At 71.7% G+C, this 12,523-nt stretch carries 12 protein-coding genes; 3 read left to right on the top strand and 9 right to left on the bottom strand.

The genetic code is table 11. The features are described 5' to 3' along the window. Positions 1-58: 58 nt before the first annotated feature. Together IE145_RS12350 and IE145_RS12355 are read right to left on the bottom strand one after the other, a co-directional pair. Complete coding sequence (locus IE145_RS12350) at positions 59-712, bottom strand: DUF6230 family protein (RefSeq protein WP_189520976.1); 654 nt, start codon at positions 710-712, stop codon at positions 59-61. A 651-nt stretch (positions 713-1,363) separates the two neighbouring features. Further along, entirely contained in the window at positions 1,364-2,335 is a 972-nt protein-coding gene (locus IE145_RS12355) for a tetratricopeptide repeat protein (RefSeq protein ID WP_189520977.1), read from the bottom strand. A 379-nt stretch (positions 2,336-2,714) separates the two neighbouring features. Between IE145_RS12355 and IE145_RS12360 the strand changes: the two genes are divergently transcribed. After that, complete coding sequence (locus IE145_RS12360) at positions 2,715-3,341, top strand: TetR/AcrR family transcriptional regulator (RefSeq protein WP_189520978.1); 627 nt, start codon at positions 2,715-2,717, stop codon at positions 3,339-3,341. Here IE145_RS12360 and IE145_RS12365 read toward each other — a convergent pair. The 7 genes from IE145_RS12365 to IE145_RS12395 form a co-directional block, all read right to left on the bottom strand. Then, positions 3,295-4,215 carry a sporulation-delaying protein SdpB family protein gene (locus IE145_RS12365; protein ID WP_189520979.1) on the bottom strand — a complete coding sequence of 307 codons (921 nt, stop codon included), beginning with the start codon at positions 4,213-4,215 and terminating at the stop codon, positions 3,295-3,297. The two genes, IE145_RS12360 and IE145_RS12365, sit on opposite strands and share 47 nt — an antisense overlap. Beyond that, a complete protein-coding gene (locus IE145_RS12370) occupies positions 4,212-4,808 on the bottom strand; it encodes an SdpA family antimicrobial peptide system protein (protein ID WP_189520980.1) in 597 nt (198 codons plus the stop codon). The genes IE145_RS12365 and IE145_RS12370 overlap by 4 nt, the downstream gene beginning before the upstream one ends. 146 nt (positions 4,809-4,954) lie before the next feature. Further along, positions 4,955-5,578 carry a sporulation delaying protein family toxin gene (locus IE145_RS12375; protein WP_189520981.1) on the bottom strand — a complete coding sequence of 208 codons (624 nt, stop codon included), beginning with the start codon at positions 5,576-5,578 and terminating at the stop codon, positions 4,955-4,957. 350 nt (positions 5,579-5,928) lie between these two features. Continuing rightward, positions 5,929-7,629, bottom strand: a complete 1,701-nt coding sequence (icmA, locus tag IE145_RS12380; protein WP_189520982.1) for a coenzyme B12-dependent isobutyryl-CoA mutase large subunit — start codon at positions 7,627-7,629, stop codon at positions 5,929-5,931. A gap of 95 nt (positions 7,630-7,724) precedes the next feature. Further along, on the bottom strand, positions 7,725-8,051 hold the full coding sequence (locus IE145_RS12385; RefSeq protein ID WP_030079230.1) for a DUF3817 domain-containing protein: 327 nt from the start codon (positions 8,049-8,051) through the stop codon (positions 7,725-7,727). A 100-nt stretch (positions 8,052-8,151) separates the two neighbouring features. After that, on the bottom strand, positions 8,152-8,661 hold the full coding sequence (locus IE145_RS12390; protein ID WP_069736989.1) for a MarR family winged helix-turn-helix transcriptional regulator: 510 nt from the start codon (positions 8,659-8,661) through the stop codon (positions 8,152-8,154). A gap of 10 nt (positions 8,662-8,671) precedes the next feature. Further along, entirely contained in the window at positions 8,672-10,084 is a 1,413-nt protein-coding gene (locus IE145_RS12395; RefSeq protein WP_189520983.1) for an MFS transporter, read from the bottom strand. 95 nt (positions 10,085-10,179) lie between these two features. Here IE145_RS12395 and IE145_RS12400 point away from each other — a divergent pair, with 95 nt between their 5' ends. Together IE145_RS12400 and IE145_RS12405 are read left to right on the top strand one after the other, a co-directional pair. Next, the gene (locus IE145_RS12400) at positions 10,180-11,163 is read left to right on the top strand and encodes an ArsR/SmtB family transcription factor (protein ID WP_189520984.1); all 984 of its coding nucleotides are present in this window, start codon (positions 10,180-10,182) and stop codon (positions 11,161-11,163) included. Positions 11,164-11,444: 281 nt separating this feature from the next. After that, positions 11,445-12,494 carry a glycoside hydrolase family 6 protein gene (locus IE145_RS12405; protein ID WP_189520985.1) on the top strand — a complete coding sequence of 350 codons (1,050 nt, stop codon included), beginning with the start codon at positions 11,445-11,447 and terminating at the stop codon, positions 12,492-12,494. The last annotated feature ends 29 nt before the right edge of the window (positions 12,495-12,523 follow it).

Consider the following 12,523-nt stretch of genomic DNA (forward strand, 5'->3'; position numbering starts at 1 on the left):
GGAGAAGGGTGGGCGGCCGGAAGACCCGCGGGGGTGTTCCGGCCACCCGGGCGAGTGCTTAGAAGCACTCCTTGACGCCCGTGTGCAGCCTCAGCTTCAGGTCGCTGAGCTTGAAGGTGCCGGCCGTGGTCGCCCACGCCGTCTGCTTCACGTTGGTCAGCACGGCCTTGTCGGCGCGCTGCGCGAATCCGCCCTGCTTGGCCTCGGTGCCCGGCTGGATGCCGATGCTCCCCGGCTTGCCCTTCTTCTGCAGCGAGCCGGCCGCGACACCGATGTCGATGTTCTCGAATGCGGCGTCGGCGTCGAGCTCCGCGACGTCCAGGTAGAGGTTGGTCGCGACGACCGGCTTCTCCGGGTTGGTGCCGGCGTTCAGCATGAGGCTGACGTTGCCGAGGAAGGGGACCTTCGGCGTGACGACCGACTGGCACATGTTGGTGATCTTGGCGTCGCTGAAGCCCGACACCGCGACCGCGTGCGCCTGGTCCTTGTCGCCCTCGATGTCCTTGCCGACCGCGACGCTGCCGTACTGGACGAAGTTGTCGCCCTCAAGACGGTCGGTGCTGACCTTGAAGCTCTGGCCGGAAACGCTGAACGAAGCCGCCAGCGCACCCTGGGCCAGGCCTATGCCCACCGCGGCCGTCGCGGCGACGCTCGGCACCATGACCAGAGCGAACCGCTTCCATCTCGTCCCACCGCGAACCTGGGAACCCATACTTGCTCCTTCTTCTCGGACGTACATCTCCGGCCGGGCATCGTGCCCGTCCTGGGATGGGAGAAGTGCTACGCCCTCGGGAAGGAGAGCGCCCGTATCGGAGACGTGTCCCGCATCCGATCCACCGGCGTTCACCCCCGAGCGACAACCACTGGCCGCGCTTTCCGCACGGCCGGTCGGACAGGCCCCGCCCGTGAGCGGGAACCCCCCTGTCCACGGTCGGCGCCTCTGCCGCCGACCCACTCGGTGGGGACCCAACAGACCCTCGGGCACCGGCTGGAGACCGGGCTGAAGGTATGGGACCGAGCGTGGCCGATCGTGGTGCATTCACGGCCCTGGCACAAGAGGGATCGTTACTCGCTAGTAACGGCCCGATAACCACAGGACGACAGGGCGGCGTCGAGCGGCGACGCACGGTGGCACGAAAGGGACACCGGAATGGCGGAAAACATCCCGGAAACGGGACAGAACAACCCACCGGACTTACTGCGAGTAACAGCTTGCATCTTTGTCAAGATTTGGTAAAGCGAAGGCGTCCGGCGCCCTTCTTCGGCACCCGGACGGCAAAACGGCCGCACCGCCCGGTGGACAGTGCGGCCGCCTTGTCACATCGGCACAATCGGGCTCGTCCGGCGCGAGGAGCCGGCCTCGTCAGAACAGGACGCGGGCCAGCGCGGTGCGCGCGGCGGTGACCCTGGGGTCCTCCGGGCCGATCACCTCGAACAGCTCCAGCAGCCGCAGCCGGGCGGTGTTGCGGTCGTCGCCGGCCGTGCGGCGGACCGCCTCGACGAGCCGGCCGAAGGCGTCCTCGACATGGCCGCCGACCAGGTCGAGATCGGCGGCGGCGATCTGGGCGTCCACATCGCCCGGGTTGTCCGCCGCCTCCTTGCGGACCGCCTGCGGGTCCATGCCCTGGACGCGGCCGAGCAGCTCGGCCTGGGCGAGGCCGAGCTTGGCCTCCGGGTTGCCCGGGTCGTCCACGAGGACGTTCTTGTACGCCTGGATCGCGCCGGGGAAGTCATTGGCGTCGAGCGCGGACGCGGCGGCCTCCAGCAGCGCGTCGTACGGACCGGCCGGCACCTCGGCCGGGGCCGCGCCCGGCGCCCCGGCGTCCGGGTCGACGGCGATGCCGGTGAGGCCGAAGCGCTCCTCGCCGACCTGGATCAGCTGGTCCAGCGTCTCGCGGATCTGGGCTTCGGGGGCGGCGCCCTGGAAGAGCGGGAGGGCCTGCCCGGCGACGACGGCGAAAACGGCCGGAATGCCTTGGATGCCGAACTGCTGCATCAGCATCTGGTTGGCGTCGACGTCGACCTTGGCCAGCAGGAAGCGGCCGTTGTACTCGACGGCCAGGCGCTCCAGCAGGGGCCCCAGCTGCTTGCACGGCTCGCACCACTCGGCCCAGAAGTCGATGACGACGGGGACCTCGGCGGAGCGCTGGAGGACATCGCGCTCGAAACCGGCTTCATCGACGTCGATCACCAGGGCGGCGGGCGACACGGCGCCGGCGCCCCCGGTGCGGGCGGCCTCCGCGCGGGCCTGCTCCGCCTTGGCCTTGGCCTCTCCGGCCGCCTTGACCGCGGCGAGGTCGACAACGCCACTCATGGACATGTTCCTAGGCTGCATACGTACATCCTCCCCCGAGAGCGCTCCGCCGCGAAAAGCGAGCGCGAGAACCGGCCCGGCCCGGGGCCCCCGCCGGCATGCGGGAGCGTACGGACCAAAACGGCTGCGGGCCCCTGAAAGACCCTGGTGGACCTGCCGGATCCCCATCCGGCCGGTCCGTGCGGCCCCGGGTCCCCACCCGGCGCCCGGGCCCCTTGAGGCCCCGGTGGCTGTCGCTCGTGCGTTGCGTGGCGTCCGGGGCGGCACCGGCCGCCTTCCTTACGCTACGACCCGTAGCGTAACTGCCGATCAGCCCGCCGGGACAGGTGCTCCCGGTGATCTGTCTCACGGGCACCGGAGCACAACCGTTCTCCCTACCGACCGGTATGGTCGCGGCATCATGAGCGACACCGACCCCAAAGCCACCCGAACAGGACGTCCGCGCAGCACCGCGGCCGATGCCGCGATCCTTGAGGCGACGCGGGCGTCCCTGGTCGATCTCGGCTGGTCGAAGCTGACGATGAGCGATGTGGCCACCCGGGCCGGGGTCGCCAAGACAACCCTCTACCGGCGCTGGGCGGGCAAGAACGAACTGGTCGTGGACGCGGTCGCGGTGCTCTTCGACGAGCTGGACCTGCCCGACCGGGGCAGCCTGGCCGCCGATGTGCAGGGCGTCGTGCTCCAGTTCGCCGCGCTGCTGGAGCGGCCGGAGGCCCGTACGGCACTGATGGCCGTGGTCGCCGAGTCCACCCGTGACGACTCGCTGCGCCACCGGATCCGCTCGGCCATCGTGGACCGGCAGAAGCGGCTGGTCCTGCTGGGCCGGGAGCGCGCCCAGGCCCGTGGCGAACTGCGGTACGAGGACGACGCGTCGGCCGCCGCCCGCAACGCGGACCTGATCTTCGACGTGATCGCCGGAGCGGTGGTGCACCGGACGCTGGTCAGCGCGGAGCCGGTGGACGCCGAGTGGGCGAGCGGCTTCACCTCGCTGCTGCTGCTGGGGCTGGCGGGCGCCCAGGCGGGGTGAGGCTCTGCGCACGTGGTCCGGCGCGCAGATGCGCGCCCAGCGGGAGGCAGAGGAGGACGAGCCCCGCCCACATGGCGAACGCGAAGCTCCACAGCCCCATCATCAGCGCGATGGAGAGGTGGAAGAGGAAGCCGGCCGCCAGCAGGTACAGGCGGCCACGCCGCGGCAGCAGGAGGGCCAGGGCGAGGCCCAGTTCGATGAACAGGGGCACCCAGGTCAGAGCCGCGACCCCCAGAGGCTGCCGGACGACGGCATCCACCACCGGATGGAGCCACCCGGGAGCGCCGAAAGCGAGGTTGTTGGTCCAGTACCACATCGCGGTTCCGTCCGCCCACTCCGTGTGGGGGAGCTTCGCGACGCAGGCCTGGAAGTACAGGAATGACATCTGCAACTGAGCCACGAACAGGGCGGAGCAACAGGCGAAGGCCGTGACCTGCGAGGGTACCGAGCCTGTCCGCTCCTCCGGCGGATCGTCCCAGTGCCGGCGCCGGGGATCGCCGAGGGCCGCGAGGGCGAGGAGGACGGCGAGGTTGCACGCGATCTGATCGCCGCCGTCGGGGATGGCGATGTTGGCCCAGACGCTGTAGGTGATCCACAGGTGCGGCAGCGCCGTCCACCTGGGCCGCCAACCGGACGCGACGACGAGCAGGACCGCCACGCACACCAGGCGCGCCACGTCCAACCGCTGCTCGGGAACGTGGCAGAACAGGCCGATCGACCGCAGGCCGTCGCAGCCCACGAGGTCGTCGCGGCCCGCGGACGGGCGGAAGAGGGTGTCGGAACCGCTCCACAGAAGGGTGCCCGACGTGGCGAGCGCCACCAGCGTGCGTGCCAGTCCGTAGACGTTGGTCCACGGCGACGGGAAGGATCTCATCCGCACTTCACCTCCAGGACCCGCACGCTCTTCGGTGTGTGGGTCTCCGCGTAGAAGTCGCGCCAGGCGTACGGAACGGGCAGCTGGTCGACCAGCGCGACCCGGCCGCACAGGGTGGGCGACGGTGACGGGTTGCCCACCGGGGTGACGTCCGCGCTCGCGCGGTCGAGGCAGTCCGTCAGCGCACGGCGTTCGCACGCGAAGGGTTCGCTGTCCTGGACCTGGTAGAACAGCAGGCCGGTCTCCAGGCCCTGGGCTCGCGACTCCCGGTTGAAGCCGTACTCGGCGTGCCGGCCCGCCCGCAGGCTGCGCCAGGCTCCGTCGACCAGGCCGTAGGGGTCCATGTCCGTCTCCCTCGGGGACTTGGTGAAGAACGCCCACCCTTGCGGGACCACGGTCCGCGTCGCGGGTTCCACCGAACCCTGTCCCGGCAACTTCACTGCGTTGTCCGGCAGTTGCGTCTGCACCACATACAGCAGGAGCACCGCCCACACCGCGGTGACTCCGGTCGCCAGGGACCGCGGGACGCTACGGGTACGGGGCGGGGAGACCGACAGCCGGGCCCACCGGCGGCCGCTCGCTGGCCAGTTCATACGAGGTCTTCCTTCGCTCGTCGCTCGACGCGGGCACCGTTCTTCCCCGGCACCGGGGCGCCGGGGAAGAACGGTGCGGGACGGCTGACGCGTCGGCCCGGCGGGGTGTCCGGGCCGAGGAGCCGGCTCCGGACACCCCGCCGCCGTCAGGCGCCCTTCAGAAGCGTCGTCAGGAGGGCGATGCTCTCCTCCGCCGACAGCATCGGCCGCTGCTCCATCCAGAAGTGCTGGACGTCCCACGCCACCTCGGCGTTGTAGACGGCGACGACGTTGCCGACCACCGCGACGTTCACCGCGACGACGACGGCGACACACGCCCCGGTGCTGCCGTCCCCGCTCTTCTCGATGACCTTGACGTGGTTCTTGAGAAGCGCCGAGGTGTGGTCCAGTGCGGCTTCGACCCGTCGGGGGTCGCCGCTGCGGAGGTCGGCGGAGAGCCCGGCGAAGAAGCCCGGCTCGCGCTTCTCCATGGCGTCCATCAGCTTGCGGACCGCGGTCACGGACTTGACGCTGCGGTTCTCCTGCAACGTCTTCTTCGAACTGCGGTAGTAGCCGCCCGCGATGAGGCTGTCGGCCACCCGTCCCTGGGTGAAGACCAGGCCGCCGAACAGGGCGCGGCCGTCCTCCTCCGCCGATGCGGCCTTCTTGACCGCCACGGCGGCCGGCGGGGCCGTCCGCGCCGCGGACGCCTGAGCGGTGCTGACGACACCGGCCCCCAGGGCGACGGCCGCCGCGAGGGCGGTGGCGATCACCTTCGGTGAGAACTGCACAGGAATGCCTCCCCTTTCTGTTCCATGCCCACCGCCGCACCGTCCCGCGACCACGTCCGAGACCACCGGGCCGGCGCGGCTCCGCGTCGAGCGGAAGTCAGGCGGAAGACAGCGGGTGAGCGACCAATGGAGGCAACCAAAGCAGCCGGTCGGAGACCGGGGTACCCACCAGAAAAGGGGGTATCCCGCGCACCCCGGCCTGCGTACGCTCCCGGCAGCCGGACGCACGACGAAGCGCTCGGCCGGGAAACCCCGGCCGAGCGCTGGTCCGGCCCCACACGTCACCGGACGTCAGTGGTCACCTGATGCGACGGCTCCACCGTGCGCCGCGGTCTCTCCCGCGCCGACGCCTAGAAGCCCGGCGGCTCCGTGTAGACGCCCCACTCGTCGCGCAGCACGCCGCAGATCTCGCCGAGCGTGGCCTCGGCCCGGACGGCGTCGAGCATCGGCGCGATCATGTTCGAGCCGTCGCGGGCGGCGGCGAGCATCGCGTCCAGCGCGGCCGCGACCTTGGCGTCGTCGCGGGCGGCCTTGCGGTCGGCGAGCTGGCTGACCTGGTCGCGCTCGACCTCGTGGCTGACCCGGAGGATCTCCAGGTCGCCGGTGACCGAGCCGTGGTGGACGTTGACGCCGACGACCCGCTTGTCGCCCTTCTCCAGGGCGCGCTGGTACTGGAAGGCGGACTCGGCGATCTCGCCGGTGAACCAGCCGTCCTCGATGCCGCGCAGGATGCCGGAGGTCATCGGCCCGATGGGGTGCTGCCCGTCGGGGTGGGCCCGGGTGCCGCGCTCCCTGATCTGGTCGAAGATCTTCTCGGCCTCGGCCTCGATCCGGTCGGTGAGCTGCTCGACGTACCAGGAGCCGCCCAGCGGGTCGGCCACATTGGCGACGCCGGTCTCCTCCATCAGCACCTGCTGGGTGCGCAGGGCGATCTCGGCGGCCTGCTCGGAGGGGAGGGCGAGGGTCTCGTCGAGGGCGTTGGTGTGCAGCGAGTTCGTGCCGCCGAGGACGGCGGAGAGGGCTTCGACGGCCGTCCGTACGACGTTGTTGTACGGCTGCTGCGCGGTGAGGGAGACCCCGGCGGTCTGGGTGTGGAAGCGCAGCCACTGGGCCTTGTCGGTCTTGGCGCCGTACGTCTCCTTCATCCAGCGGGCCCAGATGCGGCGGGCGGCGCGGAACTTGGCGATCTCCTCGAAGAAGTCGAGGTGGGCGTCGAAGAAGAAGGAGAGGCCGGGGGCGAAGGTGTCGACGTCGAGACCGCGCGAGAGGCCGAGCTCCACGTAGCCGAAGCCGTCGGCCAGCGTGTACGCCAGCTCCTGCGCGGCCGTGGCTCCGGCCTCGCGGATGTGGTAGCCGGAGACGGAGAGCGGCTTGTAGGCGGGGATGGAGGCGGCGCAGTGCTCCATCAGGTCGCCGATGAGGCGCAGGTGGGGCTCGGGCTGGAAGAGCCACTCCTTCTGCGCGATGTACTCCTTGAAGATGTCGGTCTGGAGGGTGCCGTTGAGCACGCCCGGGTCGACGCCCTGGCGCTCGGCGGCGACCAGGTACATGCAGAAGACGGGGACGGCCGGGCCGCTGATCGTCATCGAGGTGGTGACATCGCCGAGGGGGATGTCACCGAAGAGGATCTCCATGTCGGCGGCGGAGTCGATGGCGACCCCGCAGTGGCCGACCTCGCCGAGCGAGCGCGGGTCGTCAGAGTCGCGGCCCATCAGCGTCGGCATGTCGAAGGCGACGCTGAGGCCGCCGCCGCCGGCCGCGAGGATCATCTTGTAGCGCTCGTTGGTCTGCCGGGCGTTGCCGAAGCCGGCGAACTGGCGGATCGTCCACGTGCGGCCGCGGTAGCCGGTGGGGTGCAGGCCCCGGGTGAAGGGGTACTCTCCCGGCCAGCCGATCCGCTCGAATCCCTCGTACGTGTCACCGGGGCGGGGCCCGTACGCGGGCTCGACCGGGTCCCCGGAGAGCGTGGTGAAGTCCGCGTCACGCTTGCGGGCCTTGTCGTAACGGGCCTGCCAGCGGAGGCGGCCTTCCTCGATCGCGTCAGCGTCCATGCTTCAAATTTACTAGGACGTCCTAGTAAATGTCGATGGCAAACCGCCCGGCGCTTTGCGCGCGGGGCGGTTCGGGTGATCCAAAAGCCCTGGCCTCAGGCCTTCGCGGGGGCCGGCGCCGGGTCGGTGACCAGGGCGCGGGCCTCGCGGCTGACCTTCGGTTCGACGAAGAACGAGGCGAAGGGGATGCAGCCCGCGGCCAGCACCCACAGGAGCTTGCCGAAGGGCCACTTCGCCTTGGAGCCGAGATCGAAGGCGAAGACGACGTAGACGATGAACAGCACGCCGTGGATCTGGGAGATCAGCATGGTGTCGCCGGTCTCGAAGCCGTACTTCGCGATGATCGCCGCGGTGAAGACGAGCAGCCAGACGGCGGTGACGTAGGCCATCACCCGGTAGCGGGTGAGCACGTTCTGTTTCATGGCATCGAGCGTAACCGGGCGACCGGGCCGATCTTCGCGCGACCCCTCCTGCGAGAGGGCCCCGTCCCGGCGGAAGAGGCCCCCGCGCGCGGGGCCGCGCTCACTTCTCCTCGAAGTCCTTGGCCGCGACCCGCAGGGGGCGCAGCATGGCGAAGATCTCGGCGCACTCCTCGGAGTCGTACACCCCGAGGCCGAAGTCGACCGCGACCAGGTCCCGGGTGGCCGCCTCGACGACGTCGCGGCCCTTGTCCGTGATGGAGGCGAGGGTGCCGCGGCCGTCGTTGGGGTTGGGCCGCTTGTCGACCAGTCCGGACCTGACCAGCCGGTCCACGGTGTTGGTGACCGAGGTGGGGTGCACCATCAGCCGCTCGCCGATCTTGGACATCGGCAGTTCACCGGCCTTGGAGAAGGTGAGCAGCACCAGCGCCTCGTACCGGGCGAAGGTCAGTCCGTACGGCTTGACGACGGCGTCCACCTCGGCGAGCAGGATCTGCTGGGCCCGCATGATCGAGGTGATCGCCCCCATCGAGGGCACGGGGCCCCAGCGCTGCTGCCAGAGCTCGTCGGCGCGGGCGATGGGATCGAAGGGAAGGCTGAGCGGCTTCGGCACGGCACTGACCTTACCGACTGGTCACATTCCGGTCAGCCCCGTCTCGTCCTTCGGTATCGGACATCTGCCCGGGGTCCGTCCGGCGGACCTCGGCGACGAGCAGGAGCGCGCATACGGTACCGATGATTCCGGATCCGGCGACCACCTGGTGGACCGGGAAGAACTCGGCCGCGAGCCCCGCCAGCGCCATCCCGAGGCCCTGGACGGTCATCAGCCCGGCGGTGAGCAGGGTCATGGCCCGGCCGCGCAGCTCCTGGGGCACGGCGTCGACGAACCACTGGTCGAGCCCGATGACGTACGCCGCCCCGGCCCCGGCCAGCGCCAGGGCGGCCAGGGCGAGCGGCAGCCCCGGCCGGACCGCGTACACGAGCAGCGGCAGGAGCCCGACGGCGGCGACCGGCAGGACGATCCGGGAGCGGTTGCGGGGGCTGAGCGCGGACCCCACGAACAGTTCGGCCCCGATGTGCCCGACGGCCATCGCGCAGAGCAGCAGCCCGAGCGCGGCGGGCGAAGCCTTGATCGCGTCGGCGTAGGGGGCGGCGAGCGCCTCGGGGGCCACGACGAACATCGCGGGGAGCCAGAACAGCAGCATCAGGGCGCGGATGCGGCGGTCGCCCAGGATCAGGCGGGCGCCCGAGAGCGACTCCTTGAGGAGCGTCCCGCCGCCGTCGCCGGTGGTGGCGCGGGCGGGGCGGTCCCGGGTTCCGAAGCGCAGGAGGGCGGCCGAGCAGAGGAAGGTCACCACGGTGACGGTGATCGCGCCGCGCGGGGACAGCACGGTGAGCAGCACCCCGCCGGTTCCGAACCCGATGAGCATCGCGCTCTGCGAGACGATCCGCAGGAGGGAACGGCCCAGGACATAGAGGTCGCCCTCGCCGAGGATGTCGGTGAGCGCCGCCATCCGGGTCCCGGTGAAGACGGGCGCGATCGCGGCGACCAGGCAGCGCAGCGCGAGGAGTCCGGCGACCGGGGTGGCGGGCACCAGCATCACGGCGACGCACGCCGCGCAGAGCAGATCGCAGACGACCAGGACGCGGCGGGCCGGGTAGCGGTCGGCCACCCCGGCGAAGAGGGTGCCGCCGACGATGTACGGGAGCAGGCCCAGCGCGAACGTCAGCGCGCTGAGCAGCGGGGAGCCGGTCAGGTCGTAGACGAGCACGGTGAGCGCCAGCTCGCTGACGACGACGCCGAGCAGCGAGAGCAGATGGGCGGCGAAAACGGCCCGGAACTCGGCGACGGCGAAGACCGCGCGGTAGCCGCGCGGGGTGGCGGGCGCGGAGTCCGGGGCGTCGGAGCCCCGAAGCGTGGGCCCGGAGCCCGGGTCGGGGTGGGCGGCACGCTCCGGGGGCGGAGCCGGGATCTGCGCCGCCGGGGCGGGCGGGGTACGGGGTGTGTCCGCCGGGGCGGGGCTGTCGGTCGGCATGGGACGAGACTGGGGCCGCGGTAGCCATCCTCCGTAGACTTTCGGCTCAGGCCGAATGTCGAGGCCCGCGAAGGCTTCGCGGCGGAGGGGGAGGCATGCCGTTCCAGCTGCACTTCGGCGAGAGCGACCTGCTGCGCTGCCGGTTCGCCCTGTCGCCGTTGTTCGAGACCCAGGAGGCCGTGCGCACCCTGGCCCGTCGCCACCGGCACGGCTACCACCTGCCCTGGCTCCGCCGGATCCGGGAGGCGGCCGCGGCCCTGGACCTGGAGCCGCTGTGGCTGCTGATGCCGGACGGCGGCCACAACCCGGACTTCATCTGCCCGCCGCCGATCGGCCCGTTCGCCACCTTCGACGAGGAGATCGCGGGCGTCCGGGCGGTCGACCCGGAGGTGGCGTGGGCGGACATGGCGCTGGCGCTGGCGGAACGGCCCGGCGCCCGGGAGTCCGCGACGGGCCGGCGCCTGCTGGCCGATCCGGCCCGGGCCGTGCACGAGCTCGCCGATCTGCTGGAGCAGGTCTGGCGGACCCTGATCGAGCCGTACTGGCCCCGGCTGCGGGCCCTGCTGGAGGCGGACATCGCCTACCACTCCCGCCGGCTGGCGGACAGCGGCCTGGAGGGGCTGCTGGGCGAGATGAGCACCCAGCTGAGCTGGAACGGTTCGACGCTCACCGTGAAGGGCACGCGGGGCGACCACCACCAGGTGCTCGGCGGCCAGGGGCTGGTGCTGATGCCGAGCGTCTTCGTCTGGCCCGAGGTGGTCGGCGGCCACCTGGAGCCCTGGCAGCCCGGACTGATCTACCCGGCGCGCGGGATCGGCGGGCTGTGGAGCGAGACCGGGGAGCGGACACCGGAGGCCCTCGCCCGGCTGCTGGGCCGGGCGCGGGCGGATGTGCTGTGCGCGCTGGACGAACCGGCCGGGACGAGCGCGCTGGCGCACCGGCTGGGCCTGGCCGCATCGTCCGTGTCGGCCCACCTGTCCGTGCTGCGCGGGGCGGGGCTGCTGACCTCGCGGCGCTACGGGCACCAGGTGCTGTACGAGCGCACACCGCTGGGGATCGCGCTGGCCGGCTCGGAGTGAGGGCGCGCCGGCCGGCGTCGGGGCGGAACGCCACGGCCCCGGCGTGCCCGGGGTCCCGTCGTCGGACTGCCGCCCGCCGTGCGACGGCGGATGACGACAGGACCTAGCGGCGTCACGCGTTCCGCGGACAGGGGCGTATGCGCGGCACAGGTTTAGCGGGGCTGCGTACAGACGCGTCACGGACGGTGTCGTGCCACCACTCCCTGTAACCATTATGTCACGATTGCCCTTGTTTCCTCGTGTTTCCGTGTCCGTCAGCCACCGCCGCCCAAGGGGTCTGGATGTCCGGCCGCAGCATCGTCCCGCGCGCTCTCCCCCGTACCGTCCGCGTCCTGGCCGCCCTCGCCCTGGCGGCCGCCCTCACCGCGGGGTGCTCGACGCCCCAACCGCGCGTCACCGGGGCCGCCGAGGAGGGGGACGGGCTCGTCCGGGGGGAGCCCGCCCCGAGTGCGGCCTCCCCGTTCTGGGTCGACCCGGACAGTGACGCGGCCCGCCAGGTGCGGGCCTGGGAGAAGGAGGGGCGCGACGCGGAGGCGAAGATGCTCCGGCGGATCTCCGAGCGGCCGGTGGCCGACTGGCCCGCGTGGGACGACCCGGCCCCGGGGATCCGGTCCGCCGTGCGGTCCGCCGCCCGGACGAAGAAGACCGTGGTGCTCGTGGCGTACAACATCCCGCACCGCGACTGCGGCCTGTACTCCGCGGGCGGCGCGAAGGACGCGGACGCCTACCGTTCCTGGATCGGGGAGTTCGCGGGCGCCGTCGGGGACGCGCCCGCCATCGTGATCCTGGAGCCGGACGCCCTCCCCCACATCACGGACGGCTGCACCCCGCCCGAGCACCACGCCGAGCGCTACCAGCTGCTCTCCGAGGCGGTGGAGACCCTCAAGGCCCTCCCGGACACCAAGGTCTACCTGGACGCGGGCAACCCGGACTGGATCGACGAGCCGGCCAAGATGGCGCAGCCGCTGCGGGAGGCGGGCGTCGAGCGGGCCGACGGCTTCTCGCTGAACGTCTCCAACTTCCAGTCGAACGACAGCGTGAAGACGTACGCCGAGCAGCTCTCCGACGCGGTGGGCGGCTCGCACTTCGTCATCGACAGCAGCCGCAACGGCAACGGCCCCCTGTCCGGGGGCCGTGAGGAAGCCTGGTGCAATCCGCCGGGCCGGGGGCTCGGCACGCCCCCGACCACCGACACCGGCGACGAGCGACTCGACGCCTATCTGTGGATCAAGCGGCCGGGCGACTCCGACGGCACCTGCCGCGGCGGCCCGCCGGCCGGCGACTGGTGGCCGGAGTACGCGCTCGGCCTCGCCCGCCGCGCCGCCTCCTGACCCCGCTTCCTCAGCTCGGGGCGGGGACC

The sequence above is a fragment of the Streptomyces sindenensis genome, assembly GCF_014649035.1.
Taxonomy (GTDB): domain Bacteria; phylum Actinomycetota; class Actinomycetes; order Streptomycetales; family Streptomycetaceae; genus Streptomyces; species Streptomyces sindenensis.

Bases quoted from the DNA above. Each gene is read 5' to 3' on its own strand.
- IE145_RS12395 (WP_189520983.1), bottom strand. From the start codon at position 10,084: ATGCCGACCGACAGCCCCGCCCCGGCGGACACACCCCGTACCCCGCCC.
- IE145_RS12405 (WP_189520985.1), top strand. From the start codon at position 11,445: ATGTCCGGCCGCAGCATCGTCCCGCGCGCTCTCCCCCGTACCGTCCGC.
- IE145_RS12400 (WP_189520984.1), top strand. From the start codon at position 10,180: ATGCCGTTCCAGCTGCACTTCGGCGAGAGCGACCTGCTGCGCTGCCGG.
- IE145_RS12370 (WP_189520980.1), bottom strand. From the start codon at position 4,808: ATGAACTGGCCAGCGAGCGGCCGCCGGTGGGCCCGGCTGTCGGTCTCC.
- IE145_RS12355 (WP_189520977.1), bottom strand. From the start codon at position 2,335: ATGCAGCCTAGGAACATGTCCATGAGTGGCGTTGTCGACCTCGCCGCG.
- icmA (WP_189520982.1), bottom strand. From the start codon at position 7,629: ATGGACGCTGACGCGATCGAGGAAGGCCGCCTCCGCTGGCAGGCCCGT.
- IE145_RS12350 (WP_189520976.1), bottom strand. From the start codon at position 712: ATGGGTTCCCAGGTTCGCGGTGGGACGAGATGGAAGCGGTTCGCTCTG.
- IE145_RS12360 (WP_189520978.1), top strand. From the start codon at position 2,715: ATGAGCGACACCGACCCCAAAGCCACCCGAACAGGACGTCCGCGCAGC.
- IE145_RS12385 (WP_030079230.1), bottom strand. From the start codon at position 8,051: ATGAAACAGAACGTGCTCACCCGCTACCGGGTGATGGCCTACGTCACC.
- IE145_RS12365 (WP_189520979.1), bottom strand. From the start codon at position 4,215: ATGAGATCCTTCCCGTCGCCGTGGACCAACGTCTACGGACTGGCACGC.